Genomic DNA, 22,226 nt, shown 5'->3' on the forward strand with positions numbered 1-22,226 from the left:
AAAGTTGGGAGGTCTGTGTCAGAATCAGCGACATGACAACGGATGTCACTGACACCGGTATCGGGACGATCCGAACCGGCATCCTCGGCGGAGGATTCATGGCCCGCGTGCATCGCACCGCGGCACGAGACGCCGGCGGCGAACTGCGTGCGGTCGCCACCCGCTCCGCCGAAGGAGGCCGCGACGCGGCGCAGGCGCTGGGTGCCGAACGGGCCGAGAGCGATGCGGAAGCGCTGCTCGGGGCCGCGGACATCGACGTGGTGCATATCTGCACCCCGAACGCGACGCACGCCCAGCTGGCGCTCCGCGCCCTGAACGCGGGCAAGCACGTCGTCTGCGAGAAGCCACTCGCCACGACGGCGCAGGATGCCAGAGCCCTCGCCGAGGCCGCGGAGGCCACGGGGCGGGTGGCCGCCGTACCGTTCATCTACCGTTATCACCCGATGGTGCGCGAGGCCAGGGCGCGGATCGCCCGCGGCGAGGCCGGTGACCTGCTCACCCTCGACTGCTCGTACCTGCAGGACTGGATGCTGCTGTCGAGCGACGACGATTGGCGGGTGCGCTCCGAGTCCGGCGGCGCCTCCCGTGCGTTCGCCGACATCGGCTCGCATCTGTGCGACCTGATCGAGTTCGTGACCGGCGAGCGGATCCGCACGCTGAGCGCCCGCACCCGCCAGGTGTTCTCCGAGCGCTCAGGACATGCCGTCGACACCGAGGACATCGTCGCCGTGCTGATCGAGACCGACTCCGGCGCCCTGGGAACACTGCTCATCTCGCAGATGGCGGCCGGTCGCAAGAACGCCCTCACGCTCGAGCTGCACGGTTCGCTCCAGAGCCTCCGCTTCGAGCAGGAGCGACCGGAAGAGCTCTGGATCGGCATGCGGGAGGAGTCGCGGCTGCTGCTGCGCGACCCCGTCGCATCGGCTCCGGATTCCGCGCGACTCCAGCGCGTCCCGGCGGGGCACTCGATGGGCTATCAGGACGCCTTCAACGGATTCGTCGCCGACGTGTATGCGGCGATCGCCGGAGAACGGCCCGACGGGCTCCCGACCTTCGCGGACGGATACCGCTCCGCCGTGCTGACGGAGGCCGTGCTGGATTCGGCTGCGGACGGCGGCCGATGGGTGGAGGTGGCGGCATGATCTCGACCACGACGCAGCCGGTGCTGTCGGTGACGGGCATCCGCAAGTCGTTCTTCGGAGTCGAGGTGCTCACAGGCATCGATTTCGATGTGCGGCCGGGGGAGGTGCACGGTCTCGTCGGCGAGAACGGGGCGGGCAAGTCCACGCTCATGAAGATCATCGCGGGCGTGCAGCCCGCCGACGACGGAGTGGTCTCGTACCGCGGCGAAGAAGTGCACCACGCGCACCCGCGGCAGGCGATGGATGCCGGGATCGTCACGGTCTTCCAGGAATTCACCCTCCTGCCCGAGCGGACCGTCGCGCAGAACGTGTACCTCGGACGCGAGCCCCGCCGCGGGGGTCTCGTCGACCGTCGCGCCATGAACACGAGGACGGCGGAGCTGCTGACCGACCTCGGGGTCTCGTTCATCGAGCCGCAGGCGCGCGTCGGCTCGCTCACGGTCGCGGAGCAGCAGATCGTCGAGATCGTCAAGGCGCTCTCTTTCGACGCGCAGGTCATCTCGATGGACGAGCCGACCGCCGCGCTCAGCGACCGCGAGGTCGAGCTGCTGTACGCGATCATCCGCCGTCTCACCTCGCGCGGGGTCGCCGTGATCTACGTCTCGCACCGGCTGAAGGAGATCTTCGACCTCTGCGACCGCATCACGATCCTCAAGGACGGTGCGCTCGTCTCGACCGACGACACGACAGCCCTCACCACCGACGAGCTGGTGCGGCGCATGGTCGGCCGCTCCATCCAGTCGTACTTCCCCGACGCGGTCGAGGGCACGACCGTGGGGGAGCCGCGCCTCGAGCTCGAAGGCTGCGGCAACGCCTACGTCGACGGAGTGTCGCTGACGCTCCGCGCCGGGGAGATCGTCGGCATCGCGGGGCTGCAGGGCTCCGGGCGCACCGAGCTCGTGGAAGGGGTGTTCGGCATCCAGGCATTCACCCGCGGTTCGATGCGGATCGACGGGGCACCCACCCGGATCACCAGCGCGCGAGCCGCCGTCCGCGCCGGACTCGCGCTGGTCTCCGAGGACCGCAAGGCCCAGGGGCTCGCCCTCGGGCAGTCGATCCTCGACAACGCGCTGCTGGTGGTGCGGAGCGTGTTCGCCGGGCGCACCGCCGCGTCGCGTCACGAGGTCCCCGGCGTGCTGAGCGCGCTCGAGGTCAGCTCGCAGGGCGTCGATCAAGAGGTGCGCTTCCTCTCCGGCGGCAACCAGCAGAAGGTCGTGCTGGCCAAATGGCTCCTCACCGGACCGCAGATCGTGCTGTTCGACGAGCCGACACGGGGCATCGACGTCGGCGCGAAGTACGCCGTCTACCAGCTGATGCGCGATCTCGCCGCGCAGGGGAAGGCCGTTCTGATGGTGTCGAGCGAACTGCCCGAGGTGATCGGCATGAGCGATCGGATCCTGGTGATGCACGACGGCGAGCTGGTCGCCGAGCTGCCCGCAGGATCGGCGGAGCACGAGATCCTCGGCGCCGCGACCGGAGCCACGACCGGCGAGAGCGATGCCGGGACCGCGACCGAAGGGGGAGCACGATGAAGCGCTTCCGGGTCGATTCCACCGTCATCGTGCTCGCGATCCTCCTGCTCGTGATCCTCATCGGCGCGATCCTGGTCGGCACCGTCGGACGCAACTTCCTGAGTCCGGGGAACATCCGCGACATCCTCACCGGCATGAGCGTGCTCGGTCTCGTCGCGATCGGCCAGACGCTGGTCGTGCTCGGTGCCTCCCTCGATCTCTCCGTGACCTACGTGATCAGCCTGTCGAGCCTGCTCGCGGCGACGATGATGAACGGCAATGCGGGCAACATCCCTCTCGCCGTGATCGTCACGCTGCTGGTGTGCGCCGGTATCGGCCTGGTGAACGGGCTGATCGTGACCGTCCTCAAGGTGAACGGCTTCATCGCCACCCTCGGCGTCGGCCTCATCCTGCAGGGCATCCTCAACACGAACTTCGAGGGTTCGGCAGGCAACGTGCCGTGGGCGTTCCAACTCATCGGCGCCACCGGCCTCGGCCCCATCCCGGTGTCGACGCTCATCATGATCGTCCTCGCCGTCGTGGTCTGGATCCTTCTCAATCGCACCCGTACCGGTGCCCACCTCTATGCGGTCGGCGGCGATCCTGAGATCGCCCGGTTGTCGGGAGTCCGCATCCGGATGCCGCTGATCTGGGCGCACGTGCTGTGCTCGGTGTTCGCAGGGCTCGCCGGTCTCCTCCTCGCCAGCCGTCTCGGTGTCGGCAGCCCGACCGTCGGGCAGCAGGGCGGCTATGCGCTCCTCTCGATCGCCGCGGTCGTGCTCGGCGGCACGCTGCTGCTGGGCGGGCGCGGCTCCGTCTGGGGGACGATCGGCGGCGTCGCGATCCTCGCGGTGGTCGACAACGTCATGAGCGTGATGCAGATCAACCCGTTCCTCAAGGACGTCGTCCGCGGAGTGGTGATCGTCGCTGCCGTGGCGGTGTACAGCCGTCGCTCCATCATCCGCCGTCGCCCGCGCTTCGGCGCCGGGGGCACGCGCACCGGGGGCGACGACGCCGCGAAGGCGGCCGAGCCCGAGATGGCTGCCGCCGTATCGCAGCTCGTCGATGCCACCCCCGATACCACCTCCGCGGCGGAAGGAGCGCGCTCATGAACGCGCTGCGCACACTCGTGAGTCCGCGCGGAGCGGTGTTCCTGCTGCTGGTGCTCCTGCTGGTGGCGGTCACGATCCTCAATCCGAGCTTCGCCGAACCCGGACAGTTCATGCGTTTCATCCAGCGCGTCGCCCCGATCGCGATCGTCGCGATCGGTCAGTACTTCGTCATCGTCGCCGGAGAGTTCGACCTGTCGCAGGGGTCGCTCATCACGGCGCAGGTGATCATCGCCGGGAACCTGGTCGGGCAGGACGACTCCCGCACCGTCCCGGTGCTGCTGCTCATGATCGTGTTCGCCGTGGCCGTCGGCCTCGTCAACGGGCTGATCACGACGCTGCTCAAGGTGCCGTCGTTCATCGTCACCCTCGGCATGATGCTCGCCCTCCTCGGCGGGGTCATGTGGTGGACGGGGGGAGCGGCGACGGGGAACCCCGCCGACAGCTTCCGCGAGATCGGCCGCGGCGGCATCCGCGACGTGCCGTTCCTCGACTTCATCCCGTGGGCGGTGCTGCTGCTCATCGTCTGGCTCGCCCTCGGCATCTGGATCACCAAGCGACCGCTCGGCAAGACGCTCATCGCCGTGGGCGACAATGCCCGCGCCGTCGACTACGCCGGCGCCCGCCGCGCCTGGGTGACGACGCGCGCTTTCATCATCTCGTCGCTGTCCGCGTCGCTGTCGGCCGTGCTCCTCGTCGGATACGCCGGTGTGCACCCCTCGGTCGGCCGCGGCTACGAGTTCACGGCCATCACCGCCGTGGTCCTCGGCGGCGTGGTGCTCGGCGGAGGGCGAGGCTGGATCGTGGGCGCCGTCGCCGGCGCCTTCGCGCTCGAGGCCCTGTTCATGCTGCTGAACATCGCCGGCGTCCCCTCCACGCTCCGCGATGCCGTCCAGGGCGTCATCATCATCGCCGCCGTCGCCTACTCCGCCGTCGCCTTCCGGGCACGACGCCGGCGCGGCCCCCAGTCTTCTCCCGATCAGGGGAAGGAGCAGGTCCCCCCACCGGGGACTCCTGCTCGAGAGTCCGCTTCACCTGCCCTCGCCTCCGGGGGCCACACAGAAACCAGAGGAGATTAGCAATGCGACGATCAATGAAGATCGCCACCGCAGGGGTGGCTCTCTTCGGCCTCATCGCGCTCGCCGGGTGCACCACCGACCCGTCCGTGGCGCCGGTGGAGTCGGAGAACCCCGATGCGGCGGCGGAGACGACCGAGTGGTTCGACCAGGAGCTCTTCGACAAGCAGGACGAGGAGCGCGGGGTCACCCCGCAGGGGCCGGCAGGCGAGCCGTACCTGCAGCACATCAACGCCGAGATGGTCGACACGTCCGAGTTCGCCAGCACGGGTGCGAAGAAGGCCTGCTTCGCGAACGCCTCGATCTCCAACCCCTGGCGCCAGACGGGCTGGATCACGATGAACGAGCAGCTCAAGGCGCTGCAGGACGCCGGCGCGATCAGCGACATGGAGACGCGCGACGCGAAGGACTCCGATGACACGCAGATCGCCGACATCGACTACTTCATCGCCGAAGGCGGCTGCGATGTCTTCCTCATCTCGCCGAACAGCACGGCGGCGATGACTCCGGCCGTGGAGCGGGCGTGCGAGACGGGCAAGCCGGTCGTCGTGTTCGACCGCGGCGTCAACACCGACTGCCCCGTCACGTTCATCCACCCGATCGGCGGCTTCGCCTGGGGCATCGACACGGCCGAGTTCCTGATCGACAACCTCGAAGAGGGCGACAAGGTCGTGGCGCTGCGCATCCTCCCGGGTGTGGACGTGCTGGAGCACCGCTGGGCCGGGGCCGAGAAGCTTTTCGAGGAAGCGGGCATCGAGGCCGTGGACCACTTCACGGGTGCGGACCCTGCCGAGATCAAGAGCATCATCAGCGACGAGCTCGCCAAGGGCGACGTCGACGGCATCTGGATGGACGCCGGTGACGGCGCCGTCGCAGCCATCGAAGCGTTCGAAGACGCCGGGGCCGACTACCCGGTCATGACCGGCGAGGACGAGATGAGCTTCCTGCGCAAGTGGAAGGACACGGGTCTCACGGGCCTCGCCCCGGTGTACTCCAACTTCCAGTGGCGCACCCCGCTTCTCGCCGCGCAGATGATCTTCGCCGGCACCGAGGTGCCGAAGGAGTGGGTGCTGCCGCAGAAGCCGATCACCGAACCCGAGCTCGACGACTACCTGAAGGCGAACGAGGGCATGCCCGACGGCCACTACGCCAAGTTCGGCGGGGAGAACCTCCCCGGCTACCCGACGGTGTGGCAGGAACGGCAGATCCCGTAACCTGACCTGACACGCGTCTCGTCTCATCGCTTCGCTCCTCGCTCGACGACCGGGTGCCCACCCGGTCGTCGAGCGATCGGAGCGAGACGAGACGTCGTCACGATCAAGAGGACAACGATGCCCCGCACGATCGCCGTCAACACCTGGGTGTGGACGTCTCCGCTGACCGACGCCACGATCGAACCGCTCGCCCGCAAAGCCGCCGCCCTGGGATACGACGCCCTGGAGCTGCCGCTGGAGAGCGTCGGCGACTGGGACCCGGCGCGCGTCCGAGACGTGCTCGACACGGTCGGCCTCGGCGCGATCGTGGTCGGCGCGATGGGACCAGGACGCTCGCTCGTGGCCCGCGCCGGTGACGTCGCCGCGACGCAGGAGTACCTCCGGACCTGCATGGCGGCAGCGCGGACGCTGGGTGCGCGTGTCGTCGCGGGCCCGTTCTACGCACCGACCGGCGTGACGTGGCGGATGGATGCCGACGAGCGCACCGCCGTCGTGGGGGAGCTGCGCATGAACCTCGCTCCGCTCGTCGAGGAGGCCACCGCATCGGGTATCGCGCTCGCGATCGAACCGCTGAACCGCTACGAGACGAGCCTGCTGAACACGGTCGAGCAGAGCCTCGACGCCCTCGGTCCGCTGCTCGGCGCAGGTCTCGGACTCGCGCTCGACACCTACCACCTCAACATCGAGGAGAAGAAGCCGGCGGACGCGGTCCGGACGGCAGGGCAGGCGATCGCCCACGTGCAGGTGTGCGGCAGCGACCGCGGGGCCGTGGGCGACGACCACATGGACTGGCCCGGAATGCTCGCCGCGCTCGACGATGCCGACTATCGAGGACCGCTCGGACTGGAGAGCTTCACCGGCGAGAACGCCACGATCGCTGTCGCCGCCTCGGTCTGGCGCCCCCTCGCCCCGAGCCAGGACGACCTCGCCGCACGCAGCATCGCCGCGCTCCGCGCGCTCGGTGCCTGAACCGCACGACCTCGATCCAGTCCGAGACGAAGGAGTCCCCATGACGAGTCACCCGGTCACCCTGTTCACCGGCCAATGGGCCGACCTGCCCTTCGAGGAGGTGGCCCGTCTCGCCGCCGAGTGGGGATACGACGGCCTCGAGGTCGCGGCATCGGGCGACCACCTCGATCTGCGGCGCGCGGACGAGGACGACGCCTACGTCGCCTCCCGCCGGGAGATCCTCGACCGTCACGGGTTGAAGATCTTCGCGATCTCGAACCATCTCGCCGGTCAAGCCGTGTGCGATGCCCCGATCGACTTCCGCCACCAGGCCATCCTGCGCGACTATGTGTGGGGCGACGGCGAGGCCGAGGGGGTCCGGCAGCGCGCGGCGGAGGACATGAAGCGCGCGGCGAGAGTCGCGCGCAAGCTCGACATCGACACGGTGGTCGGATTCACCGGATCGTCGATCTGGCCGTATCTGGCGATGTTCCCTCCGGTCCCGGCCTCCGTCGTCGAGGGCGGTTTCGACGACTTCGCCCGGCGCTGGAACCCGATCCTCGATGTCTTCGACGGCGAGGGCGTGCGGTTCGCACATGAGGTGCATCCGGGGGAGATCGCCTACGACTACTGGTCGAGCGTGCGGGCTCTCGACGCGATCGAGCACCGGGAGGCGTTCGGGTTCAACTGGGACCCCTCGCACATGATGTGGCAGAACGTCGACCCGGTCGGCTTCATCGTCGACTTCGCGGATCGGATCTATCACGTGGACTGCAAGGACACCCGGATGCGCCCGAAGAACGGTCGTGCCGGGGTCCTCGGCTCGCATCTGCCGTGGGGCGACCCCCGACGCGGCTGGGACTTCGTCTCGACGGGGCACGGAGACGTGCCGTGGGAGGATTCGTTCCGCGCTCTCGACGCGATCGGCTACACCGGGCCGATCTCGATCGAATGGGAGGATGCGGGCATGGATCGCCTGCACGGGGCTGCCGAGGCGCTGTCCTTCGTGCGATCGCTGCTGTGGCCGAAGCCGGAAACCTCGTTCGATGCCGCCTTCAGCAACCAGTGATCGTCGGACAGGATCCCTCCTGCCCGTGCACGGGACGGTCATCCCTCTGATCGGTCCGGCGGGAACCGCACGGGCTCACACCCCGATGTCGCTTCCCGCCGAGCGGTTCAGCCACCCAGGGCGGACGAAGCCGCTCTCGTAGGCGAAGACGGCGGCGGCCACGCGGCTGGGAACCCCGAGTTTGCTCAGCACGTTGCCGATGTGCGTCTTGACGGTCGCATCGCTCACGAAGAACCTCTCCGCGATCTCGCTGTTGCTGAGGCCGCGGGCGATCTCCGACAGCACCTCTCTCTCGCGTGCGCTGAGGGAGGCGAGCTTCGCGGACGCGGCCGACGACGGCGAAGCGTCGGTGGCGGAGTCGCGCAGCCGACGTTCGATGAGCGCCCTGGTCATACCCGGATCGATGAGCGCGTCTCCGCGCCCGGCGCTGCGCACCGCTGCGGCGAGGAGATCCGGCCCGGCGTCCTTCAGCAGGAAACCGCACGCTCCGGCCCGCACGCTGTCGAGCAGATACTCCTCGTCGTCGAAGGTCGTGACCATGAGCACAGCGGACGCGGTCTTCTCCGCGAGGATTCTGCGCGTGGCCTCGACACCGTCGATTCCCGGCATGCGGATGTCCATCACGACGATGTCGGGGCGCAGCACCGCCGCGGCGCTGACGGCCGCCAGGCCGTCGCCCGCGTCGCCGACCACGCTGATGTCGGGCTCGGCGTCGAGCATCAGGCGGAGCCCGGCACGGACCACCGGTTGGTCGTCGACGATGAGCACGGAGATCATGGAGCCCGTCACAGCGAGATCCACTGATCCGAGAGGGGCAATGCGGCTCGCACTTCCCACCCGCCATCGACATGAGGGCCTGCCGTGAGTGTTCCCTGCAGGGCGAGTGCGCGTTCGTGCATGCCGATCAGTCCGAATCCGTTCTCCTGGGTGTGCGCGGGTGGTTCCGTGCCGTCGTCTCGGATGAGGAGATGCAGCTCATCGCCGACGAGATGCGCCTGCACGACGGCTCTTCTCGCGCCGGAGTGTCGCATGACGTTGGTCAACGCCTCCTGCACGATGCGAAGCGCGCCCGCCTGGACGAACTCCGGCAGCAGGAACTCCTCGATCTGCAGATCGACGTCGATGCCGATCGCTCTGACACGGTCCGCGAGCGTTCTCACGCTGTCGGCGAAGAGGGAGACCGGGGCATCGGGGCGTTCGCGATCACGCAGCATCCGCACCACGCGGCGCATCGCGGCGAGCGCTTCACTGCCCTCGTTCGCGATCGTCCGCACGGAGGAGCGAAGCTGTGTCGGATCACTGTCAGCCACGCGATCTGCGGCCTGTGCGCCGATGACCATCGCGGTGACATGGTGGGCGACGACATCGTGGATGTCGCGGGCGATGCTCGCCCGCACCTGGTCCGCGACGCGCTCACGATCCGCGGCGCGGAGCTCGACGAGCTGCTCATTGCGCTGCCTCAGGATCTCGGCGGTGGTGCGATGGAGGTACAGGGCCCTGCTCAGAGCCACGACGGCGATGACCACGAGCGCGGCGAGGATGCGCCGCGAGGGATCCGGCACGATGAAGTCGTAGTACTCGTCCAGCCGTCCGCGGATGGTCGCCTCGAGAAGCGCGGACAGCTCCCACGGGACCAGAGCGAAGGCCAGGCCCGTCACCGTGAGGACCCCGACGAAGACGATGGATGTGCCCCGGGCGGCGGCCCTGCCCGCGATGAGGACGAGCGGAAGCAATCGCAACTCGAGGATGTCGCCCCACCCATCGGGCCAGGCGTACCAGGCGACGACGAGGACGAGCGTCCCGCGGGGGAACTTCCGCGACAGGGGCCAGGCGACTGCGCCGATGAGGGAGATGAGGAGGTAGTTCTCGGGGCTGATCGGGTACCAACCGACCGCTCTCGCGCCCGCGATGACCGCACTGGCGAGCGCGAAAGCAGTCGCCGCGATGACGAGGTCGCCGGCGAGCGACCCGCCGTTCGCGAACCACTTGCGCATCAGGCCAGGGTACGGGTCCGCGACGGGGGATGGCTCCGCAGAAATGATGAGATTCAGGGCTTCAGGAGGTTCGCCACCTGGTCGAGAAGGTGGCGGGCGGCGCGGTAGCGCTCCTCGTCGTCGCTCTGCTCCAAGACGACGACGAACACACGGACAGGCGTCCCCTGGTCGTCTCCGAGGTCTTTCGCCGACAGCAGGCTGTATCCGCCGAGCGTCCCCGTCTTGATCCCGACCGCCCCGGCGTCGGCGAGAAGGTCGTTCGTGTTCTCGACGTAGCCCACTCCGGGGAGGTCGATCGACCGTTTCGCGACGATCTCGGCGACGACGGGGTGGGCCAACGCTCGCCTGCCGAGATCGATGAGGGACGCGGGAGTGGCGGTGTTCCGGGGGTCGATTCCGGTCGGCTCGATCATGGTGATGCCGGTGAGGTCCTCCCGGGCGAGGAATGCCTCGGCGGCGGCGGTGAAATCATCCCGGCCGCTCCACACGCGGTCCACCAGCATGTCGGCGAAGTTCGATGCCGAGCCGACGAGGATGCCCTCGAGCATCTGGTACTCCGTCAACTCCGTTCCGATCGGAACGAGCAGCGCCGACTGTCCCCGATCCCGATACGCGAGGTAGTCCTGGTCCTCGTCCGCGGTGAACACGATGGTGTCGCCCTGGTCCCCGAGCCGTAGCGGTCGCTCCTCGAGGAGCATGAGCACCGTGACCACCTTGGAGATGCTCGCCATCGGGAGTGCTTGATCAGAGCTGGCCGCGACCTCGCCGTCGACCAGGCCGATGGCGGCCGCGCCGGCAGACGGCCACGACACCGCGCTGAGATCCACGGAACGCTGCACGGCGGCGTCGGGCTCCGTCTGCGGGTCGCCCCAGGCCTGACCATAGCCCCAGAGCGCGACGGCACCCAGGAGAACGATGAGCACGACCGGGAACGCGGCGTACGACGACCGCCTTCTCTTGCTGTTCATGAAGGACAGCTTCGCCGCTCACCGGCGGGACCTCATCGGCAAGAAGTACGGAAACGAGTAGTCACTTCTGATGAGGACCCGGCGCGGTCGCGGGACGATGCGACGCTCCAGGACGACGACGGCGTGAGGTCAGGCCGTGGGCTCGCGGAGGCGGACCAGCCGCTCGTGCCCGGTCTCCTCGAGTTCGGCGATGTCGTCGCGCGACTTGAGGAAGTCCGAGAACGAACGGTAGCCGAGGGCCTTCTCGCTGAACGACGGGTCCATGCGACGCATGTGCGTCTTCACGGCGGAGCTGTGCAGCCATTCATCGGCGTCGGCCTTGTCGTGACCGAGGCGCAGCGCGCGCTCCAGCAGCTGCGTCGCCACCTCCTGATCGTCGACCTTGTCCTCGACCCGGGGCTCTTCCACCTTCGGGGCGGATTTGGCGCGCGTGCGCTTCGGGGCGGTCTTCGGCTTCGCAGTCGCCTCGGCAGCTGCTTCGGTCACCGGTGCCGGAGGCTCGACCGGGGGTGCCGCGACGGGGGAGACGACCGCCTTCGTGGGGCGCACGACGCCGGGCAGCGAGTCGTAGGACTCGAACTCGTCGCAGGCGGCGGCCAGCGACTTGGCGGTCGAGCCCGACACCCCGACGCCGATCACATAGCGGCCGAGACGCTTGCAGCGCTGGGCCAGGGGCACATAGTCGCTGTCGCCGGCGACGATCACGACGTGCGTGAGGTCGGGCAGGCGGAACATGTCTTCGACCGCGTCGACGGCGAGCCGGATGTCGGCGCCGTTCTTCGCGTAGGCGGCGGCGGGGAAGAGCTGCACGAGATCGACCGCTCGTGCCACGAGCTGCGAGCGGTACACGGCGTTGACGGGGGACGACCAGTCGGCGTAGGCCCGCGTGAGCACGAGTGTGCCGAAGGAGGCGGCGTAGTCGATGATCGCGCCGACCTCGATCATCGCGCGGCTCAGCCGGTCGGTGACCTCCGGATCGTTCGGGTTCTCGCTGATCCGCTGACGGTCCTTGCCGTAGGCGTTGCGTCCGTGCACACGGTCGTACCAGGAGATGACGATGTTGTCGAAGTCGAGGTAGACGGCGACGCGGGCATCGGTGGTCTCGGCCATGATCAGGCCTCCTCACGGGGGTAGCGGACGCCGATCTGCGCACGGATCTCGTCGAGCGTGCCCATGATGGCGACGCTCTCGGCGATCGGGAGGATGTCGCCCTCGAGGATGCCGTCGCGCACCAGGCGCTCGGCGGCGAACGCCTGGTACTGCATGCCACGACCTTCGACCTGGGAGGAGTACTCCTCCTGCACCGTGCCGTCCGGCAGGACCACACGGAACGTCGTGGGGGCGTACCAGACCGTGTCGATCTCGATGCGCGCGGCGGTGCCGAGGATGCCGGCGACGTTGGGTCCCGCCGCTCGAGACGACGAGAGGCTGGTCGAGACGGCGCCACCCTCGTGCGTCATGACGGTGGCGACCTCGGCGTCGGCTCCCGTCTCGATGAGTCGCCCGACGGCACGGATCGTGGTCGGGGCGCCGAGGATGTCCCAGATGAAGGAGATCGGGTAGATGCCGAGGTCGAGCAGCGCACCGCCGCCGAGTTCGAGGGCGTTGAGACGGTGCGCGGGGTCGGAGGGCAGCAGCTGCGTGTGATCGGCGCTCACCGCGCGGATCTCGCCGAGGGCGCCCTCGGCGATCAGCTCACGGATGCGGACCATGTGGGGCAGATACCGCGTCCACATCGCCTCCATCACCAGGAGACCCCGCTCCGCGGCGAGAGTCTGCAGATCATGCGCTTCGGCGGCATTCAGGGTGAAGGCCTTCTCGGCGATCACATGCTTGCCGTTCTCGAGAGCGAGTCTGGCGTTCTCGTGGTGCATCGGGTGCGGAGTCGACACGTAGATGATGTCGACGTCGGGGTCGGCGACCAGCGCCTCGTACGAGGGGTGCGCGTGGGCGATGTCGAAGCGGGCGGCGAAGGCATCGGCCGACTCCTGCGAGCGCGATCCGACGGCCACGAGGTCGAGCCCTGCCGTTCGCAGATCGGACGCGAAAGCGCCGGCGATGCCGCCGGTCGCGAGGATTCCCCAACGAAGACCTGTCATGGTCTCAGCGTAGGGGGTGCGGCGCGTGTGACCGACTGTTACATCCCGTGACGCCCGGCATCGGGCGCGTGGCAGCGGTGGGCGTCTGCTCCTACCGTGACGGGCATGACCGAACCCCTCATCATCGGCGCCATGGTGCGCACCCTGGGCGCGTATCCCTCGGGCTGGCGGCAGCGTGGTGCACACCGCGATCCCGCAGCCGACGCCGACATCCTTCGGCACATCGCGCGCGAAGGGGAGGATGCGGGGCTCGACTACCTCTTCTTCGGCGATTGGCTCGCCACGGGGCCGGACCTGGAGTTCCGCGACCCGTACCTGCTGGCCCGCATCGATCCCGTGAGCGCCGTGCTGTTCCTCGCCGGTGTGACCTCGCGGATCGGTCTGATCGCCACGGTCAACACCACCTACGCCGACCCCTACACGACAGCGCGTTCGCTGGCCTCCCTCGATGTGCTCACGCGTGGTCGTGCCGGCATCAACCTCGTCACGGGTGCGGAGCCGCGGGCCGCGGGCAACCACGGCAGGGACGCGCACGCCGACAACGAGACGCGCTACGACCGCGCGGAGGAATTCGTCGAGGCGCTGCGACGGCTCTGGGACTCGTGGGGGGAGGATGCCTGGATCGCGGACGCCGAGCGCGGTGTGCTCATCGATCCGGACGGCCTGCGTGCCGCCGACCTGCGGGGCACCCAGGTGCGGGTCTCCGGACCGCTCAACGTGGCTCGTCCCCCGCAGGGGCAGATCCCGATCGTGCATGCCGGCACGTCGCCGCGGTCACGGGCGCTCGCGGCCACCGAGGCCGACCTCGCGCTGACCGCCGCGCCGACCTTGGCCGACGCGATCACCACGCGCCGGATCCTCCGGGACATCGCAGCGGAGGCCGGAAGGGCACCGGACGCGCTGAAGGTGATCGCCCCCGTGCTCCCGGTCGTCGCCGATACGGATGCCGATGCGCGCCGCATCGTGGAGCGCCTGCTCGCACTGGTGCCGCTCGCCGAAGGGCATCAGGCGGCCCGGACGGCCTTCCCGCCGAACCGGACCGTCGGTGCGCTCGCCGACGCGCTGGAGGTCGCGGCGGACGACACGCTGCGTTCCGCTGCCTTCGACGCGCCGGTGACCGCCGCGGAGGCGCGGCGACTGGGTGAGGGCGGCGAGGCATTGATCGAGCGGCTCGCCCGCATCGCAGGGCTGCGCGTCGCGGGGTCGGGGATCGGGAGCGACGACCCCCTCACCTGGCGGCACCTCGTCGCGGCGAACGCGGTGCCCGGCGCCTTCGTCGTGGGCGACGCCGGCACGATCGCGGACCACTTCGAGACCTGGCGGGACGAGGGGGCAGCGGACGGCTTCAACGTCCTGTCGGCGTTCCAGCCCGCGCAGTTCGAGGCATTCACGCGCGGCGCTGCGCCCGAGCTGCGCCGCCGAGGGCTGCTGCGAGACGCGGACGAGGGCCAGGGGGCGACGCTCCACGACCGCCTGCGTATTTCTTCGTATGTCGACGCGTGACCACGGGCGTCGTCGCGCGACATCCGGAGTCCGTCGCGTCGCGCCGAGGCATCGCCGATTCCTACCGTGAAGACACCACGACCACAGCAACGCATCTGAGAACACCGCACCGCACCCGAAGCACCGCACCCGAAACCTGGAGGCCCTCCCCATGAACCGTCGTCTCATCCGCGCTGCCGCCGTGGCGCTCCCGCTCATCCTCGCGGGAAGCCTCGCCGCCTGCGCATCGACCCCGGCTCCGGCGAACTCGCCCGCCGAAGCCGGAGACCCCGTCACGGGAGGGACGCTCACCTACCTCGAGCACCAGGCGTACACGAACCTGTATCCGCCGCAGGCCGGTTTCTACCCCAACGGCGGCATCGTCAACAACATCGCGGCCCGCCTCACCTGGCAGAACCCGGACACGCTCGAGATCGAACCGTGGATCGCCTCCGACTGGACGGTGAACGACGACGCCACCGAGTACACGTTCAATCTGAACGCCGACGTCACGTTCTCGGACGGCACGGTGCTCGACGCCGCTGCCGTGAAGAAGAACTTCGACACGTACGGCCTGGGCGACGCGGAACGCGGCCTCACCGTCTCCGAGGCGATCAACAACTACGAAGGCAGCGAGGTGGTCGACGAGGACACCGTGACCTTCCGCTTCACGGCCCCGTCGCCCGGGTTCCTGCAGGCGACCTCGACCATCAACTCCGGCCTGCTGTCGCCGGAGACGCTCGACGGCACGATCGAGGACTTCGGCGCGGGCAACGCCGCCGAGATCATCGGATCCGGTCCGTTCACGGTCACGGGCGAGAAGCTGGGCACCGAGTACACGCTCACCGCCCGTGACGACTACGAGTGGGGTCCCGACAGCGTGGACAACGACGGACGCCCCTACCTCGACGCCGTGCACGTGCTGATCACGCCCGAGGACTCGGTGCGCATCGGGTCGCTCCTCGCCGGCCAGGCCGACTACGTCCGCTACGTCCAGGCATTCGACGAGGACCGCGTCGAGAGCGCCGGCTTCACGCTCTACGCCCCGCAGACCCGCGGCGTGAACAACTCGATCGCCCTTCGCCCCGAGAACCCGCTGCTCGCCGACATCCGTGTCCGACAGGCGATCATCGCCGCCGTGAACGCGCAGGAGGTCGTCGACACGCTCTTCACCGAGAACTACCCGGTGGCGACGTCGGTGCTGTCCTCCCAGGCGGTCGGGTACAAGGACGAGTCCGCGCACTACGAGTACGACCCGAAGAAGGCCGAGGATCTGCTCGACGAGGCCGGATGGAAGCCCGGCTCCGACGGCATCCGCGAAAAGGACGGGGAGCGGCTGTCGATCACGGTCTACGAGGCCAAGCCGCAGCCGCTGTCGAAGCAGTCGCTCGAGCTCGTCGCCCAGCAGCTGGCGAAGGTGGGCGTGGAGCTCTCCGTCAAGCCGGGCGACGCCGGCAGCGCGGCCGAGGACACCCGCGACCCGCTGAAGACCGGCTTCTACCACTCGATGGTCGGACGGGCGGATCTCGACGTGATCAAGAGCCAGTACTTCACGAAGAACCGCGACGTGCTCATCTCGCAGGATGCGAAGCTCGATGAACTGCTCCTCGCCGTGGCCTCCGAGCCCGACGCCGACAAGCGCATCGCCGCATCGCAGGCCGTGCAGGACTACATCGCGGAGCAGGCGTACGTGATCCCGCTGTTCGAGGAGCCGCAGGTGTACGGCACCGCGACCTACGTGCACGGCGTCGCCTTCGAGTCGGTGGGGCGTCCGACGTTCTCCGGCGTGTGGCTCGCCGAGCACTGAGCGGCATGGTGCTTCGATGACGTTCGTCCTCCGACGAGCCGGGCAGGCCGCGATCGTTCTGATCGCGGCCTTCACGGCCACCTTCTTCCTTCTGCAGCTGCTGCCGGGCGATGCGATCCTGATCAAGTTCTCCGACCCCAGCCTCGGGCTGTCGCCGGATCAGCTCGACAGCATCCGCGCCACGTACGGTGCGGATCTGCCCTGGTGGGAGCAGTACGTCCACGCCGGCCTGGGCTTCCTCGCGGGGGACTTCGGCTTCTCGACGCAGTTCGGCACACCGGTGCTGACGATGCTCGCCGAGGCGCTCCCCGCGACGCTGCTGCTGGCATCGCTCGGACTCGTCGTCGCCCTGCTGCTGGCGATCCTCATCGCCGGGCTCTCCTCGCTCGCGTCGTTCGCCTGGCTGCGCGACGGCCTCCGCCAGGTACCGGGTCTGTTCGTGGCTGTGCCGGTCTTCTGGCTCGGCATCCTGCTCATCCAGGTCTTCTCGTTCGGGCTCGGCTGGGTGCCGATCGTCGGGGCCGACCCCGTGAGCGGTCTCATCCTTCCCGTGCTGACTCTCGCCGTGCCGATCTCGGCGCCCCTGGCGCAGGTGCTGGTGCGCGCGATCGACCAGGTGCAGGCGCAGCCGTTCGTCACGGTGGTCCGCGCGAAGGGCGCTCCGCCGCTCTGGGTGCTCACGCGCTCGGTCGCCCGCAACGCCGCCGTGCCGACCCTGACCATCGCCGGCGTGCTGTTCGGCGAGCTCGTCGGCGGTGCGGTCGTCACCGAGACCGTGTTCGGACGCACCGGCATCGGACGTCTGACCGAGCAGGCCGTGGCGAACCAGGACATCCCGGTGCTGCAGGGGGTCGTGCTGCTCTCGGCGCTCGGGTTCGTGATCATCAGCTTCACGGTCGACCTCGTCACCCCGCTCATCGACCCGCGTCAGCGCACGGTCGCCCGATCGACCGCATCGCCCCCCGCGCGACGCGCACCCCAGGAGGTGGCAGCATGACCGCTCCCGTGATCGCCGAGACGAGCGTGGAGCCCGAACTCGTGCCTTCGCCGGTCGTCCACGAGCACGCGCCGGCGCTTCGCCGCCGTCGTGGACTGCGCGGTCGCGCCTGGGGGCTGTACCTGGCCTTCGCCGTGGTGACCCTCGCCGTGCTGTGGGCGGTCATCCCCGGCGTCTTCGCGCCCGGCGATCCCCTCACGGGCATACCGGCCGACAAACTGCTGCCGCCGAGCGCCGCCCACTGGTTCGGCACCGACACCCTCGGCCGCGACCTGTTCGGTCGTGTCGTGCACGGCGCCGTGCACTCGCTGTCGGGCGCGCTCATCGCCGTCACGGTCGGCCTCGCCCTCGGCACCGTTCTCGGACTCATCGGCGGCGCGGTCGGCGGTGTCGTCGACGACGTCCTGATGCGGGTCGTCGACGTGCTGCTCGCGATCCCCGGGCTCCTCCTGTCGCTGTCGGTGATCATCCTGCTCGGATTCGGCACGGTGAACGCCGCGCTCGCCGTGGGCCTCGGCAGCGTCGCCGCGTTCGCCCGCCTGATGCGCGCCGAGGTCGCCCGCGTGCGGCGCACCGAGTACGTCGAGGCGGCCTTCGGCAGCGGCGCCACGTTCTTCGCAGTGCTGCGTCGGCACGTGCTGCCCAACTCCCTCACGCCGATCGTGGCTCTCGCCGCGCTGCAGTTCGGTACCGCGATCCTGGCGATCTCGACGCTCGGGTTCCTCGGATACGGCGCTCCGCCGCCCACCCCGGAGTGGGGTCTGCTCATCGCGGAGGGACGCAACTACGTCGGCACGGCCTGGTGGCTGACGGCTCTTCCCGGTCTCGTCGTCGTCGCGGTCGTCCTCAGCGCCAACCGCATCAGCCACCGCATCGGAAGGGGCACACGATGAGCGTTCTCGCAGCGACCGATCTGCGGATCTCCTACGGCGGACGGGAAGTCGTGCACGGCATCTCGTTCGAGATCGGCGAGGGGGAGACACTCGCGCTCGTCGGGGAGTCGGGATCCGGCAAATCGACGACCGCCCACGCGCTCCTCGGTCTCCTCCCGGACGGCGGCAGAGTCGATGGAGGACGGGTCGTGCTCGGCGACCTCGACATCTCCGGATGGTCCGATCGTGCTCTGCGCGGTATCCGCGGTGCGGAGATCGGCCTGGTGCCGCAGGACCCGACGACCTCCCTCGACCCGGTGCGTCCGATCGGCGCGCAGGTCGAGGAGATCCTGCGTCTGCACGGGCACCGCGACCGCCGCTCGCGCCGTGCGCGGGCGATCGAGCTGCTCGACCGCGTCGGCATCGACGATCCCGACCTGCGGGCCCGCCAGTATCCGCACGAACTCTCCGGCGGCATGCGCCAGCGCGTACTGATCGCCACCGCGATCGCCCTGCGGCCTCGTCTGCTCATCGCCGATGAACCGACCAGCGCCCTCGACGCCACGGTGCAGCGCAAGGTGCTGGACCTGCTGGACGAGCTGCAGCGCGAGGAGGGGACCAGCATCCTGCTCGTGACGCACGATCTCGGTGTCGCCGCGGACCGCGCGGAACGGCTCGTCGTTCTCAAGGACGGTCGGATCGTCGAACAGGGGCGGAGCGAGGCGATCCTCGCCGCGCCGTCCGACGCCTACACGCGGCAACTGCTCGCGGACGCTCCGGCGTTCGCGACCGGGTTCCGTCGCCCCGAGGTGCCGCCCTTCCTCCGCGACGCCTCAGCGGTGGCGGCGGAGAACCCCTATGCGATCGTCGCCGAAGGGCTCGTGAAGGAGTTCCGCGTCGCCGGGCGCGAACGTTTCCGTGCCGTCGACGACGTGTCCTTCCGGGTGCGCAAGGGAACCACGCACGCGCTCGTGGGGGAATCGGGATCGGGGAAGACCACCACGGCGCGGCTGATCACGCGCTTCCACCAGCCGGATGCCGGGACCATCGTCGTCGCGGGCGAAGAGGTGACCCATGCCAAGCGCGAGCAGCTGCGCGCTCTGCGCCGGCGCATCCAGCTCGTCTATCAGAACCCGTTCGCCTCCCTGGATCCGCGGCAGCAGATCATCGACATCGTGGCGGAGCCGCTGCAGAACTTCCATGTCGGCTCGCGCACCGAGCGCAGGGATCGTGCCCTCGCACTCCTGGACCGCGTCTCGCTTCCGGCCGACGTCGCCCGGCGCACGCCGCGCGAGCTCTCGGGGGGACAGCGGCAGCGCGTCGCGATCGCCAGGGCGCTCGCGATCGACCCGGAGATCGTGGTTCTCGACGAGGCGGTGTCGGCACTCGATGTGACCGTGCAGGCGCGCATCCTCGAGCTGCTCACCTCGCTGCAGGCCGAGCTCGGACTCACCTACCTGTTCATCTCGCACGACCTCGCGGTGGTGCGCAGGATCAGCCACACGGTCTCGGTGATGCGCCGCGGCCGCATCGTGGAGGAAGGGCAGACCGAAGACCTCTTCCGCGCCCCGCAGCACGACTACACCCGGGAGCTGCTCGCCGCGGTCCCCGGCACCGGAGAGCCCTCGAACGCTCGAGAGCTCTCGCACACCAGAGAGGTTCCCGCATGACCGCGCCCACCGTCGCCTTCTTCACGCGTCTGCTCGACGACGCGTCGCCCGCCGAACGCTACGCGCTCGCGACCGCGCAGATCCGACAGGCCGAGCAGCACGGCATCGGGAGGGCCTGGGTCGCCCAGCACCACTTCCACGCCGCGGAGGGCGGGCTGCCGTCACCGCTGGTGTTCCTCGCGCACGTGGCTGCGGCGACCAGCGACATCCGCCTCGGCACCGGGGTCATCACCCTGCCGTTGGAGGATCCGGTGCGCGTGGCCGAGGATGCGGTGGTCGCCGATCTGCTCTCCGGGGGGCGCGTGGATCTGGGACTCGGCAGCGGCGGCACACCGTCGTCGTTCGCGCCTTTCGGAGAGGACGTGCGCGACAAGGCCCCGACATACGACCGCAAGCTGCGGGTGCTGCTCGACGGTCTGGCCGGGCGCGACGTCGGGGCGGGCAACACCCTCTACCCGGATGCCGGAGACCTCGCCGACCGTATCTGGCAGGCCACGTTCTCGGCGCCGGGGGGACACCGTGCCGGCATCCACGGGCACGGTCTGCTGCTCTCCCGCACGCAGCCGCGCGGTGCCGACCGGCTGCACGCCCCGTTGTCGGAGCTGCAGGATCCGATCATCGACGCCTACCTCGAAGCTCTGCCGGCCGGTGTGGCACCGCGGATCACCGCCTCGCGCACCGTGTTCGTCGCAGACGACCGTTCCGAGGCGCTGCGGTTCGCCGAGGTCGGACTCCGCAGGGCAGCCGAAGGCTTCCGTCGCCAGGGGCAGACCATCCCCGGCGACAGCATCGACGAGTTGATCACCGCGCTCGACACGCACCTGGGCACGCCGGAGGAGGTGGCGGAGTCGCTCGCCGCCGACGCCACCCTCGCCCGGGCCACCGAGGTCGCCTTCCAGGTGCACTCGGTCGACGCCCCGCACGAGCAGGTGCTGCGCTCGATCGCGCTCTTCGCCGATGAGGTCGCCCCGGCCCTCGGCTATGCGCTCACCCCGTCCACCGCAGAGAACCACACCATCAAGGAGAACGCATGACCGACGACATCGTGGACCGGATCGCGGAGGTGACGCCGGAGTTGGATGCCCTGCGCCGTCGCCGGCCGGTCACCAGGGAGCAGCTGCAGGCGAGCTTCGACGCCCTCTTCCGGCCGGTCACGGTCGAGCACGTCTCGCAGGCGGAGCGCGAGCTCGTGGCGGCCTTCGCCACCGGTCTCGCCGGGGCCGACGACGCGTCCGCGGCTTTCTACGCCGCTCGCGCGCAGGAGGGCGACCCGCAGCGCGCGACCGCCGTGATCGCCGAGGCGACCGGTGCGGCGGACAGCGGTCCGTTCGGCGCGTACACCGAGCTCGGTCTCCAGGGGGAGAACACGGAGGGGGAGCGGTACGCGCCATCCGATGCCGTCACGGCAGCCATCGGCGAGCGGCTCGCCGCAGCCCTCGCGCACACGCACCTGTTGGTGTTCCGCCCCCGCGAGGCGTCCGGTGCCGATCTCGGACGCCTGCTCGACGCCGGCTGGTCGACCGACGGGATCGTGACGCTGTCGCAGCTGGTCTCGTTCCTCGCCTTCCAGCAACGGGTCGTCACCGGCCTCCGGGCGCTCGCCACCGCGGGACTGGTCACGACCACCGCGAGCGAGATCTCCGAGGAAGAGGAAGCAGCATGACCGCCGAACAGACCGTGCTCCGTCACGACGACGCTCCGCACCCGCACGCCTTCACCCGCGGTGAGGTCGGCTGGGTCCCGCACCTGGAACCCCTCGCGGAGGAGGAGCTGACCGAACGGCACTACGACGGCCTCGTCGATGCCGCGCGCGCCAAGAACGACTATTTCCGTCTGCTCGCGCGCGATCCCGAAGTGCTCAAGGCCCGCACGCTGGTCGACAAGGACATCTTCTACAACGCGGCTGAGGGGCTCCCGCGTGCGGACCGCGAACTGGCGGCGACGGCGGCATCCCGTCGCAACGGCTGCGTGTTCTGCGCGTCGGTGCACTCGCGCTTCGCCGCGCACCACAGCAAGCGTGCAGACGACGTCGACCAGCTGCTGGACGAGGGTGTCGATGCGGACCTCGGCGAGCGCTGGAACGCCGTCGTCGCGGCATCCGTCGCCCTCACCGACACGCCCAGCGCGTTCGGGGAGGACGAGATCGCGCGGTTGCGCGCGGCGGGTCTCGACGACCTGGAGGTCGCGGACGTCATCCACGGCGCGGCGTTCTTCAACTGGGCGAACCGGCTGATGCTCTCGATCGGACGGCCGGTGGCTCCGGCCTGA

General features: G+C 69.5%; 20 protein-coding genes. 15 read left to right on the forward strand and 5 right to left on the reverse strand.

Annotation, left to right across the window (positions count from 1 at the left end):
* Positions 1 to 32 precede the first annotated feature (32 nt).
* From CQ042_RS06535 to CQ042_RS06565, 7 genes are all read left to right on the forward strand, one after another.
* A complete protein-coding gene (locus CQ042_RS06535; protein WP_105669672.1) occupies positions 33 to 1,142 on the forward strand; it encodes a Gfo/Idh/MocA family protein in 1,110 nt (369 codons plus the stop codon).
* Positions 1,139 to 2,674, forward strand: coding sequence for a sugar ABC transporter ATP-binding protein (locus tag CQ042_RS06540; RefSeq protein ID WP_105669673.1), 1,536 nt, complete (start codon positions 1,139 to 1,141; stop codon positions 2,672 to 2,674). Before CQ042_RS06535 ends, CQ042_RS06540 begins: the two co-directional genes overlap by 4 nt.
* A complete protein-coding gene (locus tag CQ042_RS06545; RefSeq protein ID WP_105669674.1) occupies positions 2,671 to 3,765 on the forward strand; it encodes an ABC transporter permease in 1,095 nt (364 codons plus the stop codon). The genes CQ042_RS06540 and CQ042_RS06545 overlap by 4 nt, the downstream gene beginning before the upstream one ends.
* On the forward strand, positions 3,762 to 4,841 hold the full coding sequence (locus CQ042_RS06550; protein WP_258132096.1) for an ABC transporter permease: 1,080 nt from the start codon (positions 3,762 to 3,764) through the stop codon (positions 4,839 to 4,841). The genes CQ042_RS06545 and CQ042_RS06550 overlap by 4 nt, the downstream gene beginning before the upstream one ends.
* A gap of 14 nt (positions 4,842 to 4,855) precedes the next feature.
* Positions 4,856 to 6,052 carry a substrate-binding domain-containing protein gene (locus tag CQ042_RS06555; RefSeq protein ID WP_374954462.1) on the forward strand — a complete coding sequence of 399 codons (1,197 nt, stop codon included), beginning with the start codon at positions 4,856 to 4,858 and terminating at the stop codon, positions 6,050 to 6,052.
* A 117-nt stretch (positions 6,053 to 6,169) separates the two neighbouring features.
* Positions 6,170 to 7,021 (forward strand): sugar phosphate isomerase/epimerase, encoded by an 852-nt coding sequence (locus CQ042_RS06560; RefSeq protein ID WP_105669676.1) that lies wholly within the window; start codon positions 6,170 to 6,172, stop codon positions 7,019 to 7,021.
* Between the two features lie 40 nt (positions 7,022 to 7,061).
* Positions 7,062 to 8,069 (forward strand): sugar phosphate isomerase/epimerase, encoded by a 1,008-nt coding sequence (locus tag CQ042_RS06565; RefSeq protein WP_105669677.1) that lies wholly within the window; start codon positions 7,062 to 7,064, stop codon positions 8,067 to 8,069.
* 75 nt (positions 8,070 to 8,144) lie between these two features.
* Here CQ042_RS06565 and CQ042_RS06570 read toward each other — a convergent pair whose 3' ends face one another.
* The 5 genes from CQ042_RS06570 to CQ042_RS06590 all read right to left on the reverse strand — a co-directional run bounded on the left by CQ042_RS06570 (position 8,145) and on the right by CQ042_RS06590 (position 13,130).
* Positions 8,145 to 8,858, reverse strand: coding sequence for a response regulator transcription factor (locus CQ042_RS06570; protein ID WP_258132097.1), 714 nt, complete (start codon positions 8,856 to 8,858; stop codon positions 8,145 to 8,147).
* Positions 8,855 to 10,063: a sensor histidine kinase gene (locus tag CQ042_RS06575; RefSeq protein WP_105669678.1), complete on the reverse strand. Its 1,209-nt coding sequence runs from the start codon at positions 10,061 to 10,063 to the stop codon at positions 8,855 to 8,857. The genes CQ042_RS06570 and CQ042_RS06575 overlap by 4 nt, the downstream gene beginning before the upstream one ends.
* 53 nt (positions 10,064 to 10,116) lie before the next feature.
* On the reverse strand, positions 10,117 to 11,031 hold the full coding sequence (locus tag CQ042_RS06580) for a D-alanyl-D-alanine carboxypeptidase family protein (RefSeq protein ID WP_146115362.1): 915 nt from the start codon (positions 11,029 to 11,031) through the stop codon (positions 10,117 to 10,119).
* 129 nt (positions 11,032 to 11,160) lie between these two features.
* Complete coding sequence (locus CQ042_RS06585; protein ID WP_105669680.1) at positions 11,161 to 12,141, reverse strand: NYN domain-containing protein; 981 nt, start codon at positions 12,139 to 12,141, stop codon at positions 11,161 to 11,163.
* 2 nt (positions 12,142 to 12,143) lie between these two features.
* A complete protein-coding gene (locus tag CQ042_RS06590) occupies positions 12,144 to 13,130 on the reverse strand; it encodes a Gfo/Idh/MocA family protein (RefSeq protein ID WP_105669681.1) in 987 nt (328 codons plus the stop codon).
* A 105-nt stretch (positions 13,131 to 13,235) separates the two neighbouring features.
* On the opposite strand from CQ042_RS06590, the gene CQ042_RS06595 reads away from it, so the two are divergent.
* The 8 genes from CQ042_RS06595 to CQ042_RS06630 all read left to right on the forward strand — a co-directional run bounded on the left by CQ042_RS06595 (position 13,236) and on the right by CQ042_RS06630 (position 22,226).
* The gene (locus tag CQ042_RS06595; RefSeq protein ID WP_105669682.1) at positions 13,236 to 14,633 is read left to right on the forward strand and encodes an NtaA/DmoA family FMN-dependent monooxygenase; all 1,398 of its coding nucleotides are present in this window, start codon (positions 13,236 to 13,238) and stop codon (positions 14,631 to 14,633) included.
* 151 nt (positions 14,634 to 14,784) lie between these two features.
* Positions 14,785 to 16,419, forward strand: coding sequence for a TIGR04028 family ABC transporter substrate-binding protein (locus CQ042_RS06600; RefSeq protein WP_105669683.1), 1,635 nt, complete (start codon positions 14,785 to 14,787; stop codon positions 16,417 to 16,419).
* Positions 16,420 to 16,435: 16 nt separating this feature from the next.
* Positions 16,436 to 17,416, forward strand: coding sequence for an ABC transporter permease (locus CQ042_RS06605; protein ID WP_105669684.1), 981 nt, complete (start codon positions 16,436 to 16,438; stop codon positions 17,414 to 17,416).
* Positions 17,413 to 18,309, forward strand: a complete 897-nt coding sequence (locus CQ042_RS06610; RefSeq protein WP_105669685.1) for an ABC transporter permease — start codon at positions 17,413 to 17,415, stop codon at positions 18,307 to 18,309. Before CQ042_RS06605 ends, CQ042_RS06610 begins: the two co-directional genes overlap by 4 nt.
* Positions 18,306 to 19,958: an ABC transporter ATP-binding protein gene (locus CQ042_RS06615; RefSeq protein WP_105669686.1), complete on the forward strand. Its 1,653-nt coding sequence runs from the start codon at positions 18,306 to 18,308 to the stop codon at positions 19,956 to 19,958. Before CQ042_RS06610 ends, CQ042_RS06615 begins: the two co-directional genes overlap by 4 nt.
* On the forward strand, positions 19,955 to 20,992 hold the full coding sequence (locus CQ042_RS06620) for a putative FMN-dependent luciferase-like monooxygenase (protein WP_105669687.1): 1,038 nt from the start codon (positions 19,955 to 19,957) through the stop codon (positions 20,990 to 20,992). Before CQ042_RS06615 ends, CQ042_RS06620 begins: the two co-directional genes overlap by 4 nt.
* A complete protein-coding gene (locus CQ042_RS06625) occupies positions 20,989 to 21,621 on the forward strand; it encodes a CMD domain protein (RefSeq protein WP_105669688.1) in 633 nt (210 codons plus the stop codon). The genes CQ042_RS06620 and CQ042_RS06625 overlap by 4 nt, the downstream gene beginning before the upstream one ends.
* Positions 21,618 to 22,226, forward strand: coding sequence for an alkylhydroperoxidase domain protein (locus CQ042_RS06630; RefSeq protein WP_105669689.1), 609 nt, complete (start codon positions 21,618 to 21,620; stop codon positions 22,224 to 22,226). The genes CQ042_RS06625 and CQ042_RS06630 overlap by 4 nt, the downstream gene beginning before the upstream one ends.

It is taken from the genome of Microbacterium sp. MYb62, assembly GCF_002979475.1.
Classification (GTDB): Bacteria; Actinomycetota; Actinomycetes; order Actinomycetales; family Microbacteriaceae; genus Microbacterium.